General features: G+C 54.3%; 20 protein-coding genes. 7 read left to right on the forward strand and 13 right to left on the reverse strand.

The genetic code is table 11. From position 1 onward, the window contains the following. Positions 1-47 precede the first annotated feature (47 nt). Positions 48-608 carry a fasciclin domain-containing protein gene (locus MUU47_RS16795; RefSeq protein WP_258989274.1) on the reverse strand — a complete coding sequence of 187 codons (561 nt, stop codon included), beginning with the start codon at positions 606-608 and terminating at the stop codon, positions 48-50. 120 nt (positions 609-728) lie between these two features. Continuing rightward, positions 729-2,486 carry a DNA repair helicase RadD gene (radD, locus tag MUU47_RS16800; protein WP_258989275.1) on the reverse strand — a complete coding sequence of 586 codons (1,758 nt, stop codon included), beginning with the start codon at positions 2,484-2,486 and terminating at the stop codon, positions 729-731. A 148-nt stretch (positions 2,487-2,634) separates the two neighbouring features. Between radD and rsuA the strand changes: the two genes are divergently transcribed. The 3 genes from rsuA (at position 2,635) to MUU47_RS16815 (ending at position 5,210) form a co-directional block, all read left to right on the forward strand. Further along, a complete protein-coding gene (rsuA, locus tag MUU47_RS16805) occupies positions 2,635-3,342 on the forward strand; it encodes a 16S rRNA pseudouridine(516) synthase RsuA (RefSeq protein ID WP_258989276.1) in 708 nt (235 codons plus the stop codon). A gap of 16 nt (positions 3,343-3,358) precedes the next feature. Next, positions 3,359-4,555 carry a Bcr/CflA family multidrug efflux MFS transporter gene (locus tag MUU47_RS16810; protein ID WP_258989277.1) on the forward strand — a complete coding sequence of 399 codons (1,197 nt, stop codon included), beginning with the start codon at positions 3,359-3,361 and terminating at the stop codon, positions 4,553-4,555. A 310-nt stretch (positions 4,556-4,865) separates the two neighbouring features. Then, positions 4,866-5,210 carry a YejG family protein gene (locus tag MUU47_RS16815; protein ID WP_258968126.1) on the forward strand — a complete coding sequence of 115 codons (345 nt, stop codon included), beginning with the start codon at positions 4,866-4,868 and terminating at the stop codon, positions 5,208-5,210. A 3-nt stretch (positions 5,211-5,213) separates the two neighbouring features. Here MUU47_RS16815 and yejF read toward each other — a convergent pair whose 3' ends face one another. The 9 genes from yejF to MUU47_RS16860 form a co-directional block, all read right to left on the reverse strand. Next, positions 5,214-6,803 (reverse strand): microcin C ABC transporter ATP-binding protein YejF, encoded by a 1,590-nt coding sequence (gene yejF / locus MUU47_RS16820; protein ID WP_258989279.1) that lies wholly within the window; start codon positions 6,801-6,803, stop codon positions 5,214-5,216. 1 nt (position 6,804) lies between these two features. Beyond that, entirely contained in the window at positions 6,805-7,830 is a 1,026-nt protein-coding gene (locus tag MUU47_RS16825) for a microcin C ABC transporter permease (protein WP_258989281.1), read from the reverse strand. Then, the gene (locus tag MUU47_RS16830; RefSeq protein WP_258989282.1) at positions 7,830-8,924 is read right to left on the reverse strand and encodes a microcin C ABC transporter permease YejB; all 1,095 of its coding nucleotides are present in this window, start codon (positions 8,922-8,924) and stop codon (positions 7,830-7,832) included. Before MUU47_RS16830 ends, MUU47_RS16825 begins: the two co-directional genes overlap by 1 nt. Positions 8,925-8,933: 9 nt before the next feature. Continuing rightward, positions 8,934-10,745: an extracellular solute-binding protein gene (locus MUU47_RS16835; protein WP_258989399.1), complete on the reverse strand. Its 1,812-nt coding sequence runs from the start codon at positions 10,743-10,745 to the stop codon at positions 8,934-8,936. Positions 10,746-10,812: 67 nt separating this feature from the next. Beyond that, complete coding sequence (gene pdeN, locus MUU47_RS16840; protein ID WP_258989283.1) at positions 10,813-12,375, reverse strand: cyclic di-3',5'-guanosine monophosphate phosphodiesterase PdeN; 1,563 nt, start codon at positions 12,373-12,375, stop codon at positions 10,813-10,815. A gap of 188 nt (positions 12,376-12,563) precedes the next feature. Continuing rightward, the gene (gene mepS / locus MUU47_RS16845) at positions 12,564-13,133 is read right to left on the reverse strand and encodes a bifunctional murein DD-endopeptidase/murein LD-carboxypeptidase (protein ID WP_159770428.1); all 570 of its coding nucleotides are present in this window, start codon (positions 13,131-13,133) and stop codon (positions 12,564-12,566) included. A 416-nt stretch (positions 13,134-13,549) separates the two neighbouring features. Next, positions 13,550-14,266 carry a phosphatase PAP2 family protein gene (locus MUU47_RS16850; protein ID WP_258989284.1) on the reverse strand — a complete coding sequence of 239 codons (717 nt, stop codon included), beginning with the start codon at positions 14,264-14,266 and terminating at the stop codon, positions 13,550-13,552. Between the two features lie 44 nt (positions 14,267-14,310). Continuing rightward, positions 14,311-15,288 (reverse strand): CobW family GTP-binding protein, encoded by a 978-nt coding sequence (locus MUU47_RS16855; protein ID WP_159770431.1) that lies wholly within the window; start codon positions 15,286-15,288, stop codon positions 14,311-14,313. 124 nt (positions 15,289-15,412) lie between these two features. After that, positions 15,413-16,879: a mannitol dehydrogenase family protein gene (locus MUU47_RS16860; RefSeq protein WP_258989285.1), complete on the reverse strand. Its 1,467-nt coding sequence runs from the start codon at positions 16,877-16,879 to the stop codon at positions 15,413-15,415. A 206-nt stretch (positions 16,880-17,085) separates the two neighbouring features. Here MUU47_RS16860 and uxuA point away from each other — a divergent pair, with 206 nt between their 5' ends. Continuing rightward, positions 17,086-18,276 carry a mannonate dehydratase gene (gene uxuA / locus MUU47_RS16865; protein WP_258989286.1) on the forward strand — a complete coding sequence of 397 codons (1,191 nt, stop codon included), beginning with the start codon at positions 17,086-17,088 and terminating at the stop codon, positions 18,274-18,276. A 112-nt stretch (positions 18,277-18,388) separates the two neighbouring features. On the opposite strand, the gene yeiP is transcribed toward uxuA, so the two are convergent. Next, the gene (gene yeiP / locus MUU47_RS16870; protein WP_110509382.1) at positions 18,389-18,961 is read right to left on the reverse strand and encodes an elongation factor P-like protein YeiP; all 573 of its coding nucleotides are present in this window, start codon (positions 18,959-18,961) and stop codon (positions 18,389-18,391) included. Positions 18,962-19,095: 134 nt separating this feature from the next. Here yeiP and MUU47_RS16875 point away from each other — a divergent pair, with 134 nt between their 5' ends. Beyond that, on the forward strand, positions 19,096-19,350 hold the full coding sequence (locus MUU47_RS16875; protein ID WP_258989288.1) for a YkgJ family cysteine cluster protein: 255 nt from the start codon (positions 19,096-19,098) through the stop codon (positions 19,348-19,350). On the opposite strand, the gene setB is transcribed toward MUU47_RS16875, so the two are convergent. Beyond that, the gene (gene setB, locus MUU47_RS16880) at positions 19,347-20,528 is read right to left on the reverse strand and encodes a sugar efflux transporter SetB (RefSeq protein WP_258989290.1); all 1,182 of its coding nucleotides are present in this window, start codon (positions 20,526-20,528) and stop codon (positions 19,347-19,349) included. The genes MUU47_RS16875 and setB overlap by 4 nt on opposite strands. 369 nt (positions 20,529-20,897) lie before the next feature. On the opposite strand from setB, the gene fruB reads away from it, so the two are divergent. Both fruB and fruK read left to right on the forward strand, forming a co-directional pair. Then, positions 20,898-22,028, forward strand: coding sequence for a fused PTS fructose transporter subunit IIA/HPr protein (gene fruB / locus MUU47_RS16885; RefSeq protein WP_258989291.1), 1,131 nt, complete (start codon positions 20,898-20,900; stop codon positions 22,026-22,028). Continuing rightward, a complete protein-coding gene (gene fruK / locus MUU47_RS16890) occupies positions 22,028-22,966 on the forward strand; it encodes a 1-phosphofructokinase (protein ID WP_110509390.1) in 939 nt (312 codons plus the stop codon). Before fruB ends, fruK begins: the two co-directional genes overlap by 1 nt. Positions 22,967-22,970 lie beyond the last annotated feature (4 nt).

Genomic DNA, 22,970 nt, shown 5'->3' on the forward strand with positions numbered 1-22,970 from the left:
AAAGATGCAGCCACGCATCCGTGGCTGCACTCAGTATAGGCAACGCTTTATGGCATTAGCACAGTATCGATGACATCAATCACACCGTTGCTCTGATTAACGTCGTAGGTGGTGATGTTGGCGATATTGCCGCGTGCATCTTTCAACTGGATATTATGTGGGCCGTTCGCCATGACCCACAGCGAGCCACCGTTAACGGTTTTCAGCTCGGCTTTACCGCCCCCGGCTTTGATTTTTTTCTCAAGCGCTTTCATATCGTATTTGCCCGCCACTACGTGATAGGTCAAAACGGCGGTGAGTTTTTGTTTGTTTTCGGGTTTGAGCAGGGAGTCCACGGTTCCCGGAGGGAGTTTTTCGAAGGCGGTGTTAGTGGGGGCGAAGACGGTAAAGGGCCCGGTTCCTTCGAGTGTCGGGACCAGACCGGCAGCTTTTACCGCCGCCACAAGCGTGGTGTGATCTTTCGAATTCACGGCATTTTGCACGATGTTTTTCGAGGGGTACATGGCTGCACCGCCGACCATCACGGTGCTGTTATCCATCATGGCTGCCTGAGACACGCCGCTGAAAACCAGTGCTGAAAAAATCAGAGATGGCAGAAATTGTTTCATTTTCATTCCCTCATTTGCGTTTTCGATTCGGGCTAATTGGTGCCCTCAACTGTTAATACGAATGAGCGAAGAAAACGGATGCAGAAAAAGTGAAAAAAAATGACGCCAGGGAAAATATCCCTAGCGCAGTTCATTGGAGCGACGGAAACGGCCTTCATAATCAAAGACTTTTTCGCGCACTTGCCAGAAATGTCCTTTTTTACGCGCGACGACAAAATCCGGATGACGCAGTAAAACCTGCTGAGCGAGGATATCGGCTGGCGTAATCCAGCGCAGCGGTACGCCGGGGGTGCGGGTATGTGGCCGCATAAAAAGCTGCTCGAATGCGGTTTTCTGTGCAGGCGTTTGCAGACGGAAGCGCTCACTTACATCGGCCCCGTCTTCGTCGTGATAGGTCACTTTCAGCCACGGGCCTTTTTCGTCAGCGCCGTCTTGTAACGTCATGCCGCTACAGCGCAGCACCAGCGCATCTTTGAGCTTCAGTGCCGCTTTCAGCATATCGTCCGGGTCAACCAGCACGGTGTCGCATTCGCGGCAACGGCGCGCCGCGATGTCATTTTCCGCATTACACTGCGGGCAGTTTTTAAAGCGGAAGCGGAAATCACACTGCTCGCGATGGCCGTCGTCATCTTCAAACCAGCCCTGACAGCGGCGACCAAAATGTTCGATAAGCGTGCCGTCCTGGGTTGTTTTGCCCCAGAACGTGTTGGCGAAACCGCAGGCCGGGCAGAAAACCTGCACCGGCACGTTGTCACTTTTGCCTTTCGGCGCGCCGACTTCTGGGGCGAAAAGATCATGCGGGTTTCCGGCGTAGTCGAGTATCAGGCAATCGGTCTTGCCCGGCGACAGGCGCAGGCCACGGCCAACAATTTGCTGATACAGGCTGACGGATTCCGTCGGGCGCAGAATAGCAATCAGGTCGACGTGCGGGGCGTCAAACCCGGTGGTCAGCACCGCAACATTCACCAGATAGCGAAACTGCTGGACTTTAAACGCCTCAATCAGCCGGTCTCGTTCCGGCGTGGGCGTATCGCCGGTGATCAGCGCCGCCTCTGAGGCTGGCAGCAGGCCGGTGACTTCTTTGGCGTGCTCTACGGTAGACGCGAAAATCATCACCCCTTTGCGATTCTGCGCAAATTCAACAATCTGGCTGATGATGTGCGGCGTTACGCGCTGCTGTTTTTTCAGCTCAACGTTAAGATCTGCCTCACTGAACAGGCCGTTGCTTTGCACCTGCAGGCGGCTGAAATCGTATTGAACCACCGGCATATCCAGCCGTTCCGGCGGTGTCAAAAAGCCGTGCTTAATCATGTAGCGCAGCGGTAGTTCATAAATGCAGTCGCGAAACAGCGCTTTTTCATCGCCGCGCACCATACCGTGATAATGAAAGCGATAAATCCAGCCTTTGCCCAGACGGAACGGCGTGGCGGTCAGCCCCAGCAGGCGTAAGTGAGGGTTCACCTTTTTAAGGTGATTGAGGATTTGCTGGTACTGGCTGTCATCGTCATCGCTGATGCGGTGGCATTCATCGACGATCAACAGCGAAAACTCGGCCTGAAACAGTTCAAGGTTGCGCGCCACCGACTGTACGCTGCCGAATACTACTTTGCCGTGGCTCTCTTTGCGCTTTAATCCGGCGGCAAAAATATCCGCCTCAAGCCCCAGCGCCAGGTACTTCGCGTGATTCTGCGCCACCAGTTCTTTGACGTGAGCAAGCACCAACACACGCCCACGCGCCAGGCGCGCAAGCTCGGCGATCACCAGGCTTTTACCGGCGCCGGTGGGCAACACAATCACCGCGGGCTGCTGGTGTTGACGAAAGTGGGAGAGGGTGGCGTCCACCGCTTCCTGCTGATAAGGGCGAAGAGTAAAGGTCATGGTTCCAGCGTCATTATTTCCAGGCAAATAGTATGCCATGAATCTTTTCGCTTGAGTGGCTTAGCAGGGCCGTTATACTTGACCCTTAGTACAGCTTCATTTTCGGGCCACGCCCGATACCCGCACAATTACAGGCTAAAAATACTTCATGCGACTCGAAAAGTTTATCGCCCAGCAACTCGGCGTCAGCCGTGCCATTGCCGGGCGTGAAATTCGCGCCAGCCGCGTTACCGTGGACGGCGAGATTATCAAACTCAGCGCGTTTAAGGTCCTGCCGGAACACACTGTGGAATATGACGGAAATCCGTTGACCCAACCGACTGGCCCACGCTACTTCATGCTCAACAAGCCTCAGGGTTATGTGTGCTCAACGGATGACCCGGATCATCCGACGGTGCTTTATTTTCTCGATGAGCCACTGGCGCACAAGCTGCACGCCGCAGGGCGTCTGGATATCGACACCACCGGCCTGGTACTGATGACCGACGACGGTCAATGGTCGCACCGCGTCACTTCCCCGCGTCACCACTGCGAGAAAACCTATCTGGTGACGCTGGAATCGCCGGTGTCCGATGACACAGCTGAACAATTCACCAAAGGTGTTCAGCTGCATAATGAAAAAGATCTGACCAAACCTGCGCAGCTGGACGTGCTGACCCCGACTGAAGTCCGTTTGACCATCAGTGAAGGGCGCTACCACCAGGTGAAACGCATGTTTGCGGCGGTAGGTAACCACGTTGTGGGCCTGCATCGCGAACGAATTGGCGAGATTAAACTTGATGACGATTTGGCCCCAGGTGAATACCGGGCGCTGACGGAAGACGAAATCGCCAGCGTTGGCTTATCGCCGCGCTAACTTCAGGAGCAGATTAGTGACCACCAGGCAGCACTCCTCGCTGGGAATAGTATTCATCCTTGGCCTTCTGGCCATGCTGATGCCGCTTTCAATTGATATGTATCTCCCGGCGCTGCCGGTCATTTCTGCGCAGTTCGGTGTTCCGGCGGGCAGTGCGCAGATGACGCTCAGCACCTACATTCTGGGATTTGCGCTCGGTCAGCTGCTGTATGGCCCGATGGCCGACAGCATTGGCCGTAAGCCGGTTATTCTCGGTGGCACGCTGGTGTTCGCGGCGGCTGCGGTGGCGTGTGCGCTGTCGCAGACCATCGATCACCTGATCATTATGCGCTTCTTCCACGGCCTGGCTGCGGCGGCAGCGAGCGTGGTGATCAACGCCCTGATGCGTGATATTTACCCAAAAGAAGAGTTCTCCCGCATGATGTCGTTCGTCATGCTGGTGACGACCATTGCGCCGCTGGTGGCGCCCATGGTCGGCGGGGCAGTGCTGGTGTGGTTCAGCTGGCATGCGATTTTCTGGATCCTCGCCATTGCCGCACTTCTGGCCTCAACGATGATCTTCTTCTTTATCGATGAGACCTTGCCGCCGGAGCGGCGTCAGAAGTTTCATATCCGCACCACGATGGGGAACTTTGCCTCGCTGTTCCGCCATAAGCGCGTGCTGAGCTACATGCTGGCCAGCGGCTTCAGCTTCGCTGGCATGTTCTCGTTCCTCAGCGCCGGGCCGTTTGTTTACATCGAACTGAACCACGTTTCACCGCAGCATTTCGGTTATTACTTCGCGCTGAATATCGTATTCCTGTTTATCATGACCATCATCAACAGCCGCTTTGTGCGCAAAGTCGGTGCGCTGAACATGTTCCGCGCCGGGCTGTGGATCCAGTTCGCGATGGCGGTCTGGATGGTGGTCTGCGCGCTACTTGGCGTGGGCTTCTGGTCTCTGGTGCTCGGTGTGGCGGCGTTTGTGGGCTGCGTATCGATGGTTTCTTCCAACGCGATGGCGGTTATTCTCGACGAATTCCCGCATATGGCGGGCACCGCGTCGTCGCTGGCGGGAACTTTCCGCTTCGGGATTGGCGCGATTGTGGGGGCGTTGCTGTCGATGGCGATCTTTACCACTGCGTGGCCGATGCTGTTTTCCATCGCATTTTGCGCCAGTTGTTCGATTTTGTTCTCTCTCTACGCTAGTCGTCCTCGTAAAAATCCGCGCTAATACACATCTGTTTAACAAAAAGAGGCTGAAATCAGCCTCTTTTTGATGCATATCAACCGCTAAGCGTTTTGTACTGCCCGATTATGTTTATTTTATGTAAAATCAATTAGTGTAAAAAGTCACATCACTGTAGATAAAAAGGTTGTTTTAGATCACAGAAACGGGTACATATAGCGCCGTTATGCCAGTTTGGCATACGAGTGACGATAAAAACGTACGTACCCTTGGCTGGATGCAGGACGATTTGTCAACGATGTGTTAATATGGATGTGAAATATTTGTGAAGCATTTTGCTTCCGGGGAAAAAGACGTGAATACACAACAGCTTTCTATCGTACACCGACTGCCCCAGAGCTATCGCTGGTCTGCCGGTTTTGCAGGTTCACGAGTTGAACCGATTCCGCAAAACGGTAACGAAGATGATAATTGCCTGGTGGCACTGAAATTACTGAGTCCTGACGGCGATACCGCATGGCCCGTGATGCAGAAGCTGAGTCAGGCGTTAACGGATATCGAATTGCCAAGCTCCGTACTGGAATGCGAAGGCGAGCCGTGCCTGTTCGTGAACATGCAAGATGAGTTCGCGGCAACCTGCCGACTGAAAAATTTCGGCGTGGCTATCGCTGAGCCTTTCTCTGGTAACAACCCTTTCTGAGCGTCAGCTTAGCGTAATCAGCTGGCGCGTATACTCCTGCGCTGGTGCGGCAAACACGCGCTGACAGTCACCTTGCTCAACCACTTCTCCCTGACGCAGTACAATCACCTGATGGCACAGCGAACGTACCACATGCAGGTCATGGCTGATAAAGATGTAGGCCAGCTGATGCTTTTGCTGAAGTGATTTCAGCAAGGCGAGGATTTGCGCCTGTACGGTCCGATCGAGCGATGATGTGGGTTCGTCCAGCACGATAAGCTGCGGTTTGAGGATCAACGCCCGGGCGATGGCGATGCGCTGGCGCTGGCCGCCAGAAAATTCAGCCGGGTAACGCCAGCGGGTTTCCGGATCGAGCCCCACTTCTTTCATCACGCTAATCACTTGGTTTTCACGCGCGTTACTGCTCAACGCGGGCTGATGAACGCGTAAACCTTCTTCGATAATTTGCAGCACGTTCAGGCGCGGGTTCAGCGACGAATTGGGATCCTGAAAAACCACCTGAATCCGGTGACGCAGCGGCAGCATCTGCTTGCGCGTGCGGCCCTGAATTTTATGCCCATCAAACGTAATATTGCCCGCCGAGGCGATCAGCCGCAGCAGCGCCAGACCGGTGGTGCTTTTCCCCGACCCGGATTCTCCCACCAGACCCAGCGTTTCACCGGTATTCAGGGTGAAACTGATGTTGTTGACCACTCTGTTTTCATCAACAACCCGGCGAAACACGCCTTTGCGAAGGGGGAATGCGACCTGCAGGTTTTCTACCTGCAACAGCGGGGCGCTATCCGGCGGCAGCGGTACGGGCTCGCCCGTGGGTTCGCTGTCGAGCAGTTTGATGGTGTAAGGATGCTCAGGATGACGGAACAGAGACAGGGCGTCACGCTGTTCCACGCAGCGACCGTTCTGCATCACCGCCACGTTGTCCGCCAGCTTGCGTACGATGCCCAGGTTATGGGTGATAAACAGCAAGCCCATGTTCAGTTCCTGGCGCAACTCGCGCAGCAGTTGCAGAATTTGCGCCTGCACGGACACGTCCAGTGCGGTAGTGGGTTCGTCGGCAATCAACAGTTCCGGGCGCGTCAGCAGCGCCATGGCAATCATCACGCGCTGACGTTCGCCGCCGGAAAGCTGATGCGGGTAATCGTCCAGCCGCTGGCGGGCATTGCGGATCCCGACGCGATCCAGACAGGTCAGGATCTCGCCGCGTGCCGCCTCTTTACGCATTCCCCGGTGCAGGGACAGCACTTCATACAGCTGTTTTTCGAGCGAATGCAGCGGGTTGAGCGACACCATTGGTTCCTGGAAAATCATTGCGATGCGATTCCCACGGATCCCCCGCAGCACGCGCTCATTGGCATGAAGCAGAGACTCCCCGTTAAAACGAATATCGCCCGTCGGATAACTCACCGGCGGCGTGGGTAGCAGGCGCAGGACGGACAGCGCCGACACGCTTTTGCCGGAGCCAGATTCCCCGACCAGCGCCAGCGTTTCTCCGGCTTCCACCTGCAGCGACAGCTCGCTTACCACCCTGCGGGTCTCGCCTCTGGCGCTGAAGGCAATGGAGAGATTGTCGATGTCTAATAAGGGTTTCGTCATCTCACACCACCTTGCTGGGGTCGAAGGCGTCGCGTACAGCTTCACCAATGAAAATCAATAGCGACAGCAGCACCGCCACCGATAAAAACGCGGCGATCCCAAGCCACGGTGCCTGTAAGTTATTTTTGCCCTGCAGCAGCAGTTCGCCCAGCGAAGGCGAACCCAGCGGTAACCCAAAGCCGAGGAAATCGAGTGAGGTGAGTGTGGTAATCGAACTGCACAAGATAAACGGCAGGAAGGTCAGGGTAGCGACCATCGCGTTGGGCAGCATATGGCGGAAGATAATGCCGCGGTCGCTGACGCCCAGCGCCTGTGCAGCGCGGATGTAGTCAAAATTACGCGCGCGCAGAAACTCAGCGCGAACCACGCCGACCAGTGTCATCCAGCCGAACAGCACGGTTATCGCCAGCAGCCACCAGAAGTTAGGCTGAATGACGCTGGAAAGCAGGATGATTAAAAACAGCGTCGGCATTCCGGACCACACTTCGATAAAACGCTGACCCCACAAATCGATTTTCCCGCCGTAATAGCCCTGCAACGCGCCCGCCAGTACGCCCATTACGCTTGAGCACAGCGTCAGTATCAGGCCAAACAGTAGCGAAATGCGGGTGCCGTAAAGAATGCGCGCCAGCACGTCGCCGCCGTTGGCGTCAGTGCCGAGCCAGTTTTGTGCCGACGGTGGGGCAGGGAAGGGGCGGTCGGTGGAAAAGTTAATCGAGTTAGCGCCAAAGCGAATCGGCGCCCACAGCACGCGGCCGTGATCGCTCAGCTGCTTTTGCAGCCACGGATCCTGAAAATCGGCGGCGGTGGCAAATTGCCCGCCGAAGTCTTTCTCACTGTAGGTTTTCAGCGCCGGAAAATAGATATCACCGTGATACTGCACCACCAGCGGCCTGTCGTTGGCGATAAGCTCTGAACAGAGGCTGCAGGCAAAAATAATCAGGAACAGCATCAGCGACCAGTAGCCGCGGCGGTTATGGCGAAAGCGTGCCCAGCGGGCCTGATTGACGGCGCTTAAACGTGGCATCAGCGGCCCTCAAAATCAATGCGCGGATCGACCAGCGTATAGCTGATATCGCTGATGATATTCAGCAGCAGGCCAATCAGGGTGAAAATATACAGCGTACCAAACATCACCGGATAGTCGCGGGAAACGGTCGCTTCATAGCCGAGCAGGCCCAGCCCGTTGAGCGAGAACATCACTTCAATCAGCAGCGATCCGGTGAAAAACATGCTGATAAACGTTGCCGGGAACCCGGCTATGACCAGCAGCATGGCGTTACGGAAGATATGTTTCCATAGGATGTTTTTCTCGCTGACCCCTTTGGCGCGTGCGGTGACCACATACTGCTTACGAATCTCGTCCATAAACGCATTTTTGGTCAGCATCGTCAGCGCAGCAAAGCCGCCAATCACCGTCGCCAGTACCGGCAGGGTTATGTGCCACAGATAATCGGTGATTTTTTGATACCACGGCAGGGTATCGAAATTGGCCGAAACCAGCCCGCGTAGCGGGAAGAGGTCGTAATAGCTGCCGCCCGCAAACAGCACAATCAGCACGATGGCGAACAGGAAGGCGGGAATAGCGTATCCGATGATGATGAAAGCGCTGCTCCAGGTGTCGAACCGCGCGCCGTTATGGACCGCTTTACGGATGCCCAGCGGAATAGACACAAGGTAGATTATCAGCGTGCTCCATAACCCCAGCGTTATCGAAACCGGGAGGCTTGCTTTGATCAACTGTAAGACCGAAGCACTGCGGAACAGGCTGTCGCCGAAATCGAAACGCACGTAGTTCCACAGCATGGTGAAATAGCGCTCGTGCATCGGTTTGTCGAAACCATAACGGTGGGTGATTTCGGCGATCACTTCCGGGTCGAGACCACGCCCGCCGCGATACTGGCTTTCATTGATATTGCCTACGCCGGTACGGGCATGTGTCGCGCCCATACCTTCTGCGCCACCGCCCGGCATACCGCCTTTGGTGCCAAATTCAATGGCTGCAATCGCCTGATCGACAGGGCCACCGGGGGCAATCTGCACGATGAAAAAGTTGATGGTAATGATGGCCCACAGCGTGGGGATAACCAACAACAGTCGGCGAATCAGGTAAGCGCCCATCTTTGCTCCTTAACGCCGTGCTTCGGGCAGTTTCGCCGCTTTATTGACGTCGTACCACCAGTTATCGAAGCCCAGAGAATAGATGGGACGAACCGCCGGATGCGAGAATTTATCCCAGTAAGCCATGCGGTCTGAGGCCATAAACCACATCGGCAACTGGTAGTAATTCCAGGTTAACACGCGGTCCAGCGCGCGCCCAAGCGGCAGAAGTTTCTGTTTGTTACCTTCCCAGTGAATCATCTGTTTAATCAGATTATCAATCACCGGGCTGCTGACGCCGGGACCGTTATAGCTGGAGTTGATGTATTCCGACGACCAGGAAATTTGCAGGTCGCTGCCGCTCGGCCACGGCATTGCTCGCCACGGGCGCGGCATCATGTCGTAATCGCGGGTGCGCATCCGGTTGGTGACTTGTGACAAATCGACCTGGCGAATGTCCATCGTCACGCCGAGGCGCTTCAAATTGTGCTGGAACGGCATTACCCACTGATTGTTGCCCGCTGACGGGAGCAGCAGTTCGAATTGCAGTGGTTTGCCGGTTTTGGCATTCACCCGCTGCTGGCCTTTTAGCACCCAACCGGCGTCTGTCAGCAGTTTGTCGGCCTTCAGCAAGTTTGCTCTGTCGAAACCGTTTCCGTTGGATTTCGGCGGCGAATACATTGAGGTGAAGACTTCCGGCGGCAAGTCTTTCTTCATCGGGGCCAGCAATACCAACTCGTCGGCGTCGGGATAGCCACGCGCTGCATATTCGGTGTTCTGGAAATAGCTGTTTGTCCGGCTGTAGGCCCCGTAAAACAGCGCCTTATTCATCCATTCAAAATCAAACGCCAGGCCGATGGCTTCGCGCACGCTGCGATCGGCAAATACCGGACGTTGGGTATTGAACGTCAGCCAGCGAGTGTCCTGCGCGGAGTCGTTTTTCTCTTCTTCTTTGACGATGAAATGGTTGCTGAAGTTTTTGCCGATGTAGCGCGTGGCCCAGTTTTTCGGGCTGGTTTCGGTGCGGAAATCAAAAGCCCCGGCCTTGAAGGCCTCGAAAGCCACATTATCGTCGAGATAATAGTCATAACGAATAGTGTCGAAATTCCAGCGTCCGCGATTCACCGGTAAATCCGCCGCCCAATAGTCTTTCACCCGGGAATAGACGACGTACTGGCCCATCTTCCATGCCGTAATTTTATACGGCCCGTTGGCCAGCGGCGGAGTGGAGAGCGGATCGCTGAGCTTATGGTTACGCCAGAACTTTTCCGGCATCACCGGCAGCGTAAACAGGCTCAGCATGTCCTCTTTGCTCGGTTTCGCAAGCTCAATGCGTACGGTCAGCGGCGCGATGGCTTTCATCGTGGTGCCTTTGTAAATTAGCCGAAACTGTGGCACGCCCTCGGTCATAAACTTGTGAAAGGTGAAGGCGACATCTTCTGCGGTGACTTTGCTGCCGTCATGAAAGCGGGCGCGGGGATTGATGGTCACTTCGGCCCAGGAAAAGTCGCCAGCATAGCGGGCCATATCCGCAATCAGCGGGTAATAGCTTCCGGGTTCGTCGTCGGAGGTGGTAAACAGGGCGTCGTACAGCGCATCGGTACGCTCGGCGGCGTTGCCACGCAGCGCAAAACGGTTGAAGTTGTCGAAGGTGCCCAGGGCTGACAGCGTGACCGCGCCGCCTTTCGGTGCCGCCGGATTCACGTAGTCGTAATGGCTAAAGTTAAAAGCGTACTTCGGTTCGCCAATCACGGCGAACGCGTAGCTTTCCTTTATAGTTTGTGCCTGCGCTGCCGTAAGGGTCAGCAGCGTAAGCATCAATAAACCCATGCGCACAACAATCACCGGTATTTATTCCTTCTGCGGTCATTCGGGCAATTCACTCATCTTGTTGAATCATAAGTGACGCTCAGGCCGTTGTGAAATAATTCTCTGGTTTTGCATGGGCTTCGAGCAGCTTTTCGAGCGTCAGCGGGCGGCTTACCCAGTATCCTTGCAGGAAGTTGACGCCGTGTTCGCGCAGCCAGTTCGCCTGTTCCTGGGTTTCCACGCCTTCTGCCACGGTGACCAGATTCATTTTTTTAGCCAGCGATAACACGGCGTCCAGAACCGGAGACGTTACCGTTTCGGTGCCGATGGCGTTGATAAAGCCGCGATCGATTTTCAGGTAGTCGAACGAGTAACGTTCCAGATAGATAAGCGCGCTGTGTCCGGTGCCGAAATCATCGATCGCAATTTCATAACCTTCATGATGAAGCCATTCAAACAGCTTCATTGCCTGGCGTTGATTGAGCATGTCGCGCTCAGTGATTTCCAGCACCAGCTGGAAGTAGTTCGGTGGCAGCATGGCGCTGAGATCTCGCAGATCCTGCTGGAAACTGTCTGCCAGCAAATGGGCCGGGGCGATGTTGATCCCAAGCTTCGCGCCCGGCGGGAGTATGCTTTGCAACATCGGCGCGTCTTTGGCTATCAGTTCAAACAGATGACGGGTGAGCGGTACAATGAGCTGCTGTGCTTCGGCGAAGTTGATGAACGCGTCGGGAGGAATTTCACCTGCAGCCGGGTGCTTCCAGCGCATTAGCACTTCCACTCCGCGAATCTGCATATCCTGGGCATCAACCACGGGCTGATAGACCACCGAGAACTGGTTGCGCTTAATGGCGGTAGTAATTTCCCTGCCCGGGCGCAAACGGACGGTGAGCACGTAATAGCAGAGCAGGCCGGAAAGCAGGCCACACATCACGCCCATCAGCAGAGAGTACTGCATATTCTCGACGGCCCATGCATCGCCATAGACATTCACCGTCAGCGGCAGATCGTTGATTTGCGCACTGCGAATAGGCGTGCCTTTCAACTCGCTGACCAGTAACGGATGCGGGCTGAAGGTAGAAATAGCGGTGTTATTGGCGATGATTGCAATGCCACTGAACTGATTCTGGCGTGAGGAGTAGAGGATCCACGGCATCAGGCTGGCATTTATCGAGGTGAAAACGCCGCGATTTTCGAGCAGTGGACTACGAACCCACAGGGCAAATGCCGGGCGCTGTGGCAACATCGGCGTGCCGGGAAGGATTTCGATATCCAGAGATTTTGTGAAATCTACCTGCGGCACCAGCTGTTTCATCGGCACGTTCATTTCGCCGGTTGCCGAAGAGCAGGTGGCGTTATTGTTGTTCACCAACAGAAAGGCGCGGACGTTGAGGCTAAAGGCGGCCCGGGACGTCAGCTCGGGCGCAACGTCTGTGCAGCGGCTCAGGGCCAGTGGCTGAAGCTTATCAACCGTATTCAGCAGTTCGCTAAAATAGCCGTTCAGGTATTTCTGCAAATCGTGAATGATGATATCGAATTGTTCAGCACGTTTATGATGGAAAATCATGAGTTGCGCACTGCCGGCCAGTAAAGCAATCACCACACCCAGCAACAGACTGGATAAGAGGATCTTGCGGCCGAGCGAGAAGTAACGCGTGAACATAGCTTTCTTTATCCGTAATATTTGAAACGGTAATTCAATGCGTTGTGACGCAGGGCTGCGTCTTTCCAGCATAGTCTATTTAGCCATCCTGGCAGGCAGAGACGGAAGAAGAAAAAAAAAGCACTGCTAAGCAGTGCTTTTTCTGATTCTCGCTGTCTGCCAAGGGAAAACCGACAGCGAGAAGAACATCAGGAACGGCTCAGGACACGTCGCGCTTCGTTATAGCGCTTGTTCCAGTATGGCTCACTCATGTTTGAAATTGTCACACCACTGCTGGTGGATGCATGAACGAACTGGTTGTTGCCAATGTAAATGCCTACATGGCGACCCGTCGACCCGGCGCGGAACAGCACTAAATCACCGGTGCGCAGCTGAGTGCGTTTAATCGACTTGCCCATTTCCTGCTGCTCGTAAGTAGAACGAGGCAGATCCATACCAAATTGTTCACGGAAGGTACGCTGGACGAAGGCGGAACAATCAATACCGCGTTTCGTTTCGCCACCGAGACGATAGCGTACGCCTTTCCAACTGGCGTACTGATCCATCAGGCGTGACTTAACGTCAAGATTACGCACCATGGATTCAAATTCATCCTGAGAGGCTTGCAGTGACGAAGGATCTTCGTTACCCACAGCATGCGTCTCAGAATGCATATTCTTTGCGGTGTTTGTCGTACTACATGCAGAAAGCAGGACCGCGACTGCTACCGCGGGTATTGCCCGCAGGATGTATCTCAAAATTGGTTGAGATTTGACCATGTGATTTATTTTCCCTTGAAGTCCTTAACGATAAAAACCGTTATAAAAATGCCAACCGTGACGAGACTAAATACCTGTCATCAATGAGACAATTCCCGAAGTGTGAAACTGTGCAGTACTGCACAAATTTATTCACTTCCTGAATTATTTATCTCTGGAAAGACAAAACGAGATTGAGATTACCCTATCAAAACCAGGCTGGCTAGCGCTTTTACGGGATTTTTAATAAGAAATTGTGATAGGCAAAGAGAGGATTCTGCTAACGCGAAAAATAGCGGAAAAGATGCACGTTAAATAGGCAATTCGCTCATTTTTAAGCAAAATCTGATGACAGGAAAATGATGAGATTGAATATTTTTTCTTCAGCTCATCATCAGGGATCGAAAACGATCCCTGATGATGACAACGCATTTTAGTTAGGAACTTGTTTGATTTTTGTTATTCGACCCAGGCAAATGGCGATCAAATAGGGCAATTGTTTTATCACTGAGCGATGTGAGCAGGATCCACGGCATACCAATCAGGACCGCCGTCAGTGAACCGACGGCAATATCGGTGAACCAGTGAGCGCCAATCATTACGCGTGGGAATGCAAAAACCACAAAAATAATCAGGGCTACTGCTCCCGCTTTACGGCCAAAATATCGCCACATGAAGGTGGCGAATATCAGGAGCATCATCCCGTGATCGCCTGGGAAACTGTCCTTTGATGCGTCTTTAGTCGAAATATGCAGCACATCACTGACCCGATAAGCATCCGGGAAAAACAGAGACGGACTGGCGTGTTTGACCGGCATTAAATGTTGGGCGAGTTGGTTAACAATGACCGCCGCCAGCAGCATCACCAGGCCAATAATAACAATTTTACGGCGGCCCTGTGGCGCTTCTTTCCGCCAGAAGCTGAGCATCAGGCAGCCCATTGCCAGTAGTGAACAACCGTCAAAGGCGCGGTTATTGGTAATAGCGAGGAACCAGACATAGGCATGACTCGCAGGAATACCCTGATTAAAGAAGTGGAAAATACCGGAGTCCAGCGGGAACCAGAACCCGTGATTAGCGGGTACAAACCAGCTCATAAAGAGGGCCAGACCGGCGATGTTTAGCAGTAATATAAGGGGAATTCGAGTTTTCATAACAAAGTCTTCAAAGCAGGTAAAACACGCGCAACATACCGACGTTAACTTAAACGAAGCTTCAACAAGGTTGACTGTAGTGCATTCCAGTCAGTCTCGCTGTCATTGATAAGTTCAATGCGGCTGTCGGGCGGCGCAACGGATTGGGTTTCAATTTGCAGGTCAGCACCCTGACGATTAATACGGACTAATCCTTCCGCAATACGCATCACGCCTTTCACCCGCGAAACCGGCGCCAGACGGGCCCATTCCAGCAGGCCAATGGTGTCAAACTGGGTGTCAGCATCAAAAATCCAGCCACAGGCCTGATGGCCCTGACCGCTGTTAATGCTGCGACGCCAGCGCTGATGTTCAGGCAAATTCAACGCCGCCAGACCTTTGTTCGAGGCATGACTGTGCGAATGCGCCACGCTCTCGGGCAGAGCCGCCAGATTCCTGCGTGGTAAATCTAACAATGCGCCGTCGATTGCACCCTGAGTGGCTTGCACATATTGGCGATCACCGCCGTAGGTTTGCCACCAGCTATCGAACGCCTGTTGGCTTTCCGGCGTTGTGCGATCGCTTTTGTTCGCCACAATGATATCGGCCGCCGCGAGTTGATCGCGGAAGTTCTCATTGGCGACCGCTTTTTCATCGAGCAACTGACGCGGATCGAGCACGCACAGCGTGGCACGCAAATCGATCCACGGTTCATAAACGGGCGCGGTGAGGATATCAAGTATTTGCTTCGGATGGCCGAGGCCGGTTGGTTCAATCAACAGGCGATCCGGTTTGCCCTGACGCAGCAGGGTGTTGAGTCCAACCTGCATCGGCAACCCATTGACGCAACACATGCAGCCGCCGGGGATCTCTTTGAGCAGCGCTCCACTGTCAGCCAGCAGCGCACCGTCGATACCGACTTCGCCGAATTCATTGACCAGCACCGCCCACTTTTCATCAGCCGGTTTATGCGCCAGTAAATGGAGAATGGAGGTCGTTTTACCGCTGCCGAGAAAGCCGGTAATCAGGTTCGTTAGCGTCACGTTGGCTCCAGAATGAACATCTGTAATAAAGTCACAGGTACGCAATATCTTGGCGAAAAATGACGTAAAAGAGAAGACTTAGGGCGGACAGACAACATATCTGTCCGCTAAATAGCAGGATCTGTTAAAGATTCACGGTGGAAATGATTGCCTGACGTGCGCCTTCGGTTGTCAACCGGTGCCATGCCTGCTGAATTTTGCTGACGAACGCGGCATTTTGCGGCAGGTCGGTGCCGAAAATTTCGCTCAGCGTGAGCAGGGCGGTCACGCGATCATGTTCATTGCTACTGGCAACGATAGACTGAATTTTTTCGACCAGTGGGTCACGTACATCAATGGCATTCCCGCGTTCATCTGTGCCGCTGACATAGCGCATCCAGCCTGCTACGCCGAGCGCCAGCAGTGGCCAGTCACTTTCACGTTGCAGGTGCAGGCGAATACCTTCCAGCATGCGCTGAGGCAGTTTCTGGCTGCCGTCCATCGCGATTTGCCAGGTGCGGTGTTTTAATGCCGGATTGGTGAAGCGGTCGATCAGGCTGTCGGCGTAACCCTGCAAGTCCACGCCGGTGATGCGCAGCGTAGGAGCCTGTTCCTGCATCATCAAACGCAGCGCTGCACGGCGAAAATCAGCGTCCTGCATACAATCGCTGATGTGTTCGTAGCCTGCCAGATAGCCGAGGTAGGCGAGGAAAGAGTGGCTGCCGTTCAGCATCCGTAGTTTCATCTGTTCCCACGGCAGCACGTCACTCACAAGCTGCACGCCCGCAATCTCCCAGTCAGGACGTCCCGCCACAAAATGGTCTTCTACCACCCATTGAATGAAGGGTTCAGAACTGATGGCGCACGGATCGTTAACGCCAATCGCCGCTTCAATTTCCGCCAAAGACTCTTCTGTCGCCGCCGGAACGATGCGATCGACCATGGTCCCCGGGAAGCTAACGTGTTCCGCTATCCACTGCGCCAGCTCTGGTGAGCGCTTGTTGGCCATGCCCAGCACCGCGTTTTTTACCACGTGGCCGTTGTCCGGAATATTATCGCAGGAAAGCACGGTGAACGGCACCAGCCCGCGCTCGCGGCGACGGTGCAGGGCTTCGACCAGAATGCCCGGAGCGGAATGGGGTTCAGACGGATTTTCCAGATCGTGAACGATCCGCGGCTGCGACAGGTCCAGACGACCGGTGGCCGGGTCGATGCAGTAACCTTTTTCAGTAATGGTCAGGGAAACAATCGCCACCTGCGGCTCACAGAATTTCTCAATGATCGCTGCCAGGGAATCGAGTTTAGCGTTCAGGCATTCATTCACCGCGCCAATAATAATCGGCTGATTACCGTCCGCACCTTTCTCCAGCACGGTATAAAGGTGGTCCTGGGCGCGTAGCTGGCTCATCAGCACATCGCCGCTGAATAAGCTTATTTCACACAATCCCCAGTCACCGCCCTGCGCGTTCAGCACCCGGTCCGTTAGCAGCGCCTGGTGAGCGCGATGAAATGCGCCAAAGCCGAAGTGGACAATCCGAGAGCGGAGCTGTTGTCGGTCATACTGAGGCAACTGCACGTTGTCGGGCAGCGTGGCGGTGGCGATCGTCTTCATTATATAAACACCTGCTTAACCATTAATTAACAACAGGTAGTGTAAAGTTATATGACAGCAAATTGAATTGGTGTGCCGTATTTATCCGGGGAATGTGAGCTGGATCAATCAATGCCGGGGCGGAAATTGACCCTTTCAGAGAAACATGTATGGTAGTCGTCATCTGCATCACTAATATTGGTATAACAACTTAAGAGGGTGAAACAATGGAACAAACCTGGCGTTGGTATGGACCGAATGATCCGGTTTCTCTTGATGATGTGCGCCAGGCTGGCGCCACCGGCGTTGTGACCGCACTGCACCATATTCCAAACGGTCAGGTCTGGCCGGTTGATGAAATTAAAGCGCGTCAGGTACTGCTAGCCGAAAAAGGGTTGACCTGGTCCGTCGTGGAAAGTATTCCGGTTCACGAAGATATTAAAACCCAGTCCGGTGAATGCAAAACGTGGATTGCGAACTACCAGCAGAGCATCCGTAACCTCGCGGCCTGCGGTATTGATACCGTTTGCTACAACTTTATGCCGATTCTCGACTGGACCCGTACCGATCTCGAATACACCCTGCCGGACGGTTCGAAGGCTCTTCGTTTCGATCAGATAGCCTTTGCGGCATTCGAGCTGCACATCCTCAAGCGCCCAGGTGCTGAAGCGGATTACAGCGCAGAAGAGCAGCAGCAGGCGAAAGACTATTTCCATGCGATGAGCGCGGCAGAAGTCGAAAAACTGACTCGCAACATCATTGCTGGGCTGCCGGGCGCGGAAGAGGGTTACACCCTGGACCAGTTCCGCAAACGTCTGTCTGAGTACGATCACATCAGCAAAGATAACCTGCGTGAAAACATGGCGGTATTCCTGCGCGCTATCGTTCCGGTGGCAGAAGAAGCAGGCGTGCGCCTGGCAGTCCATCCGGACGATCCACCGCGTCCAATTCTCGGCCTGCCGCGTATCGTTTCGACCATCGAAGATATGCAATGGCTGAAAGAGACCGTCGACAGCATCTATAACGGTTTCACCATGTGTACCGGTTCGTATGGCGTGCGTGCCGACAACGATCTGGTCAAAATGATTGAAACCTTCGGTGACCGTATTCACTTCACTCACCTGCGCGCGACGTGTCGTGAAAGCAATCCGAAAACCTTCCATGAAGGTTCGCATCTGAACGGTGACGTGAATATGGTGGCGGTGGTTGACGCTATTCTGTCTGAAGAGTTACGCCGAAAGAAAGCGGGCGACCTGCGTCCTATCCCGTTCCGTCCGGACCACGGGCATCAGATGCTGGACGATCTGAAGAAGAAAACCAATCCAGGTTATTCGGCAATTGGTCGCCTGAAAGGGATGGCTGAAGTGCGCGGCGTAGAGCTGACGCTGAAAATGACCAAATACCCAGAACTGCTGTAATTGCGGTTAAACTGCTAGCCTGTTTGCCCGATGGCGTTGACGCTTATCGGGCCTACAAAATCTGAACCGTAGGCCCGGCAAGTGCAACGCCGCCGGGCGCTCATATCAAAAATTAGTCAGCGCGGCCCATATAGCGGCACTCTTCGATATGAATGCGGATTTTTTCGCCGGTCGTCAGGTATTCAGGTACCTGAATAACCAGGCCGGTGTTCAGCGTCGCGGGTTTAGTACGGGAGCTGGCGGATGCGCCTTTGATGCCCGGAGCGGTTTCCACAATTTCCAGATCAACGGTCTGCGGCAGCTCAAGGCCCAGCAGCTGGCTGTCCCACAGCAGGACCTGCATGTCCGGCATCCCACCTTCTGGAATAAACTGAATCTCTTCTTCAATCTGATCTTTGTTGAAGGTGTACGGCGTGTAGTCTTCTTTATCCATGAACACGTATTCGTTGCCGTCGATGTAAGAGAAGTCAACGAAACGGCGAGTCAGGGTCACGGTATCGACAATATCGTCGCCTTTAAAACGCTCTTCAACCTTGGTACCGGTACGCACATCGGCAAAGCGCATTTTGTACAGCGTTGCTGCGCCACGGGCGCTCGGGGACTGAATATCAATATTTTTTACAATCAGCAGTTTGCCGTTGTAATTCAGCACCATACCTTTTTTGATTTCATTCGCTCTTGGCATTGCAATAATCCTGTTTCAGGGAAGTCTAAAATATCGCGTAAAAGTACTCGTGCCGCGGCTTTCAGGCAAGTGGAATTCGCTGGTTTTGTGAAAAGGTGATAAGGTGCGTTTCCAGATAAATGAGAGAGTGAAAGATGGATTGCCGACCGGACTGTGGCGCGTGTTGTACCGCGCCTTCGATTTCCAGCCCAATCCCGGGAATGCCCCACGGCAAGCCTGCCAACACGCCCTGCATTCAGCTAGATGAGCAGCAGCGTTGCAAAATATTTGGCTCGCCGCTACGCCCGAAAGTGTGCGCCGGGCTAAAGCCTTCCGCAGAAATGTGTGGCGCAACGTCACAGCAGGCGATGACGTTTCTCATTCATCTGGAAGCGTTAACCGCGCCCTAAACGTCTTTGATGCGCCATAAACCGAAGGTGGTGATGATGCACATCCCCAGCGCAATCCAGAACACCGCATGATAGCTCCAGATTTCTGCCACCACGCCTGCCATTGAACCAGCGATAATCCAGCCCACGCGCGTAGTGTTGCTGTACAGCGTGGTCGCAGCTCCCGCCTGACCGGGCATCAAATCCTGAAAATAGAGCATGCCAATCCCTGCGAGAATGCCGATGTAAATGGCGTTCAACAGTTGCATCGCCAGCAGCAGCGCAGGGGAGTGAACGGTCAGCATCCCGATGTAGAAAAATATCCCCGCCACTACCGCCACGCGCATCAGAAAACGCTTACCGAAACGTTTGGCGTAATAGCCCGCAATCAACATGGTCGGGATTTCCAGCCCGGCGGCGGTGCCCATCATCAGCCCGGCGAGTTTCTCCGGCAGATGCAGTTCATCAATAATGAACAGCGGCATATTAATGATGTACAGGCTGTTAGTGCCCCACATCATCGTACAGATGACGAACAACAGCAGAGCGTCTCGACGGTTGGTACGCGGCGCTTCAATGCGCGTGCCTGCGGCCGGGCGCACTTTACGCATGCTGGGCAACAGCATCCAGACAACCGCGCCACAAATCACATAAGCCACTGCAGCGGACAGGTACATGGTGGTAAAACCAAAGCCCATCGCCAGCGCATAGGCCACGGGCGGGCCAATCACCCACGCAAGTGAAACCTGCGCCCGGAGAATAGAGCTGAACATCACCGCCTCACGGCCCGTTTTATCGGCGTGTTCACGCGCAAGGGCAAACATCTGCGGGTTGGACGTCGAGCCGAAGCTGCTAAGGAAGACGCCAACAAACAGCAGAATGAAGTAGTTGCGGTTCCATGCGAACAGCACGCAGGCCATCATCCCGAGCAAACAGCAAAAGACAATCAGTGACTTACGATCGCCCTGTCGGTCCGAACGACCGGCGAGAAATTGACTCACCAGGATGCCAATTACCGCGCTGCCGGTAAAGAAGAAGCCGACCATCGCCGGGCGGACGTGGACTTCATTGGTCAGAAACAGGCTCAGGGTTGGCGTCTGCAGTGCGCCAGCAATGCCAGTCAGAAACGCAACCAGAAGGAAGGCGGATGAGGTCAGATCAAATCCCCGGCGCGGGGCAGCAACGGTCGTATTAGACATTTTGGGTTATCAAAAAACAGGAAGAGGTCGAAGTTTACGCTGGCTGTCAGAAAATAAACAGTAGGTGCGTCAATGAATGCACAAAAAATCAAAATGGTATTTCATAATGAGAATCACTCCTGGCTGACGGTGCTGAACGCAGCGGCTGACGAAGCGGGAGAGCGTCAGCAAATGTGGCGGGAAGGATAACGAAATGTGCAGTAGCTCTAAATTCTGACATCCAAAAATAAACTTTGCTTGCGCATTGTACAAGGCTGACACAGACTCATTGAAACGTTTCAGCGTCATATTTTCATCTTACAAGAAGCAGGGTGACGTATTTTTTCTCAAGTTAGCTGAAACGATTCAATTCAGCGAGAGAGGAGAACCATGTTCAAGTTATCAGCACAGGATATTCATCCCGGTCAGCAGGCCGAGAATAAAGAAGAGGCGATTCGCCAGATAGCGTCAGCTCTGGTCAGCGCCGGTAACGTTGCGAACGGTTACGTCGATGGAATGCTGGCTCGCGAGCAGCAGACCTCAACGTTTCTTGGCAACGGTATCGCCATCCCTCATGGCACCACCGACACCCGCGATCAGGTACTGAAAACCGGCGTTCAGGTTTATCAGTTCCCACAGGGCATTACCTGGGGCGAAGGGCAGACCGCGTATGTCGCGATCGGCATCGCCGCCAGCTCTGACGAACACCTCGGCCTGCTGCGTCAGCTGACGCACGTGCTGAGCGATGATGACGTGGCTGAACAGCTGAAAACCGCGACCACCGCGGAAGAGCTGCGCGCGCTATTGATGGGCGAAAAACAGAGTGAAGCCCTGAAACTCGATAACGACACCCTCACGCTGGACGTCGATGCGAGCAGCCTGGTGACGTTGCAGGCGCTAAATGCTGCGCGTCTGAAAGAAGCGGGTGCCGCGGATGCCGGATTTGTTGCACACGTCATTAATGACCAGCCGCTGAATCTGGGGCAGGGCATCTGGCTGAACGACAGTGCTGAAGGCAACCTGAAAAGCGCCGTTGCGGTGAGCCGGGCTAAAGCGCCGTTCACCGTCGATGGGCACTCCGCCGCGCTGCTGGTGACCGTTGCTATGGCCGATGAACAGCCAACTGCGGTGCTGAGCCGTCTGAGTGCATTGCTGCTCGACAATAAAGCTGAACGCCTGCTGAACGCCGATGCCGCAACGCTGTTAGCGCTGCTGACCAGCGACGATTCTCCTGCGGAAGATCTACTGAGTGCGGAATTTGTTGTCCGCAATGAACACGGACTCCACGCGCGTCCAGGAACCATGCTGGTGAACACTATCAAACAATTTAGCAGTGACATTACCGTCACCAATCTCGACGGCAGCGGAAAACCGGCTAACGGTCGCAGCCTGATGAAAGTCGTGGCACTTGGCGTGAAAAAAGGCCATCGCCTGCGCTTCACCGCCCAGGGTGATGATGCGCAGGTGGCGCTGAATGCCATTGGCGAAGCCATCGCTTCCGGTCTTGGGGAGGGCGCGTAATGAGCAGACGTGTTGCCACAATCACCCTCAATCCGGCCTACGATCTCGTAGGGTTTACCCCGGAAGTTGAACGCGGCGAAGTGAACCTGGTGCGTACCACCGGTCTGCATGCGGCGGGTAAGGGCATTAACGTTGCGAAGGTCCTGAAAGATCTCGGCATTGATGTGACCGTTGGTGGCTTTCTGGGTAAAGACAACCAGGATGGCTTCCAGCAGCTGTTCAGCGAACTCGGTATCGCCAACCGTTTCCAGGTGGTTCAGGGCCGTACCCGTATTAACGTCAAACTGACAGAAAAAGACGGTGAAGTGACCGACTTTAACTTCTCCGGTTTCGACGTCACGGCAGGCGACTGGGAACGTTTCGTTAATGATTCCCTGAGCTGGCTGGGTCAGTTCGACATGGTGTGCGTCAGCGGCAGTCTGCCTGCGGGTGTCAGCCCGGAAGCCTTCACTGACTGGATGACGCGCCTGCGCAGCCAGTGTCCGTGCATCATTTTTGACAGCAGCCGTGAAGCGCTGGTGGCCGGTCTGAAAGCTGCACCGTGGCTGGTTAAACCGAACCGTCGCGAGCTGGAAATCTGGGCCGGTCGCAAACTGCCAGAAATGAAAGACGTGATTGAAGCTGCGCACGCACTGCGCGAACAGGGCATTGCTCATGTGGTGATTTCACTGGGTGCTGAAGGCGCGCTGTGGGTCAACGCATCCGGTGAGTGGATAGCAAAACCGCCGTCCGTAGAGGTGGTGAGCACCGTTGGTGCCGGGGATTCGATGGTGGGTGGCCTGATTTACGGCCTCCTGATGCGCGAATCCAGTGAACATACGTTACGCCTGGCAACAGCCGTTGCTGCACTGGCTGTCAGCCAGAGTAACGTAGGGATTACCGATCGTACCCAGTTGGCCGCGATGATGGCGCGTGTTGACTTACAACCCTTCAATTGACAGC

The sequence above is a fragment of the Scandinavium hiltneri genome, assembly GCF_024764835.1.
Classification (GTDB): Bacteria; Pseudomonadota; Gammaproteobacteria; order Enterobacterales; family Enterobacteriaceae; genus Scandinavium; species Scandinavium hiltneri.

Excerpts from the sequence above, each read along its gene's own strand:
- MUU47_RS16795 (WP_258989274.1), bottom strand. The coding sequence starts at position 608 with ATGAAACAATTTCTGCCATCTCTGATTTTTTCAGCACTGGTTTTCAGC.
- radD (WP_258989275.1), bottom strand. The coding sequence starts at position 2,486 with ATGACCTTTACTCTTCGCCCTTATCAGCAGGAAGCGGTGGACGCCACC.
- rsuA (WP_258989276.1), top strand. The coding sequence starts at position 2,635 with ATGCGACTCGAAAAGTTTATCGCCCAGCAACTCGGCGTCAGCCGTGCC.
- yejF (WP_258989279.1), bottom strand. The coding sequence starts at position 6,803 with ATGACGAAACCCTTATTAGACATCGACAATCTCTCCATTGCCTTCAGC.
- MUU47_RS16825 (WP_258989281.1), bottom strand. The coding sequence starts at position 7,830 with ATGCCACGTTTAAGCGCCGTCAATCAGGCCCGCTGGGCACGCTTTCGC.
- MUU47_RS16830 (WP_258989282.1), bottom strand. The coding sequence starts at position 8,924 with ATGGGCGCTTACCTGATTCGCCGACTGTTGTTGGTTATCCCCACGCTG.
- pdeN (WP_258989283.1), bottom strand. The coding sequence starts at position 12,375 with ATGTTCACGCGTTACTTCTCGCTCGGCCGCAAGATCCTCTTATCCAGT.
- mepS (WP_159770428.1), bottom strand. The coding sequence starts at position 13,133 with ATGGTCAAATCTCAACCAATTTTGAGATACATCCTGCGGGCAATACCC.
- MUU47_RS16850 (WP_258989284.1), bottom strand. The coding sequence starts at position 14,266 with ATGAAAACTCGAATTCCCCTTATATTACTGCTAAACATCGCCGGTCTG.
- MUU47_RS16860 (WP_258989285.1), bottom strand. The coding sequence starts at position 16,879 with ATGAAGACGATCGCCACCGCCACGCTGCCCGACAACGTGCAGTTGCCT.
- uxuA (WP_258989286.1), top strand. The coding sequence starts at position 17,086 with ATGGAACAAACCTGGCGTTGGTATGGACCGAATGATCCGGTTTCTCTT.
- yeiP (WP_110509382.1), bottom strand. The coding sequence starts at position 18,961 with ATGCCAAGAGCGAATGAAATCAAAAAAGGTATGGTGCTGAATTACAAC.
- MUU47_RS16875 (WP_258989288.1), top strand. The coding sequence starts at position 19,096 with ATGGATTGCCGACCGGACTGTGGCGCGTGTTGTACCGCGCCTTCGATT.
- setB (WP_258989290.1), bottom strand. The coding sequence starts at position 20,528 with ATGTCTAATACGACCGTTGCTGCCCCGCGCCGGGGATTTGATCTGACC.
- fruB (WP_258989291.1), top strand. The coding sequence starts at position 20,898 with ATGTTCAAGTTATCAGCACAGGATATTCATCCCGGTCAGCAGGCCGAG.
- fruK (WP_110509390.1), top strand. The coding sequence starts at position 22,028 with ATGAGCAGACGTGTTGCCACAATCACCCTCAATCCGGCCTACGATCTC.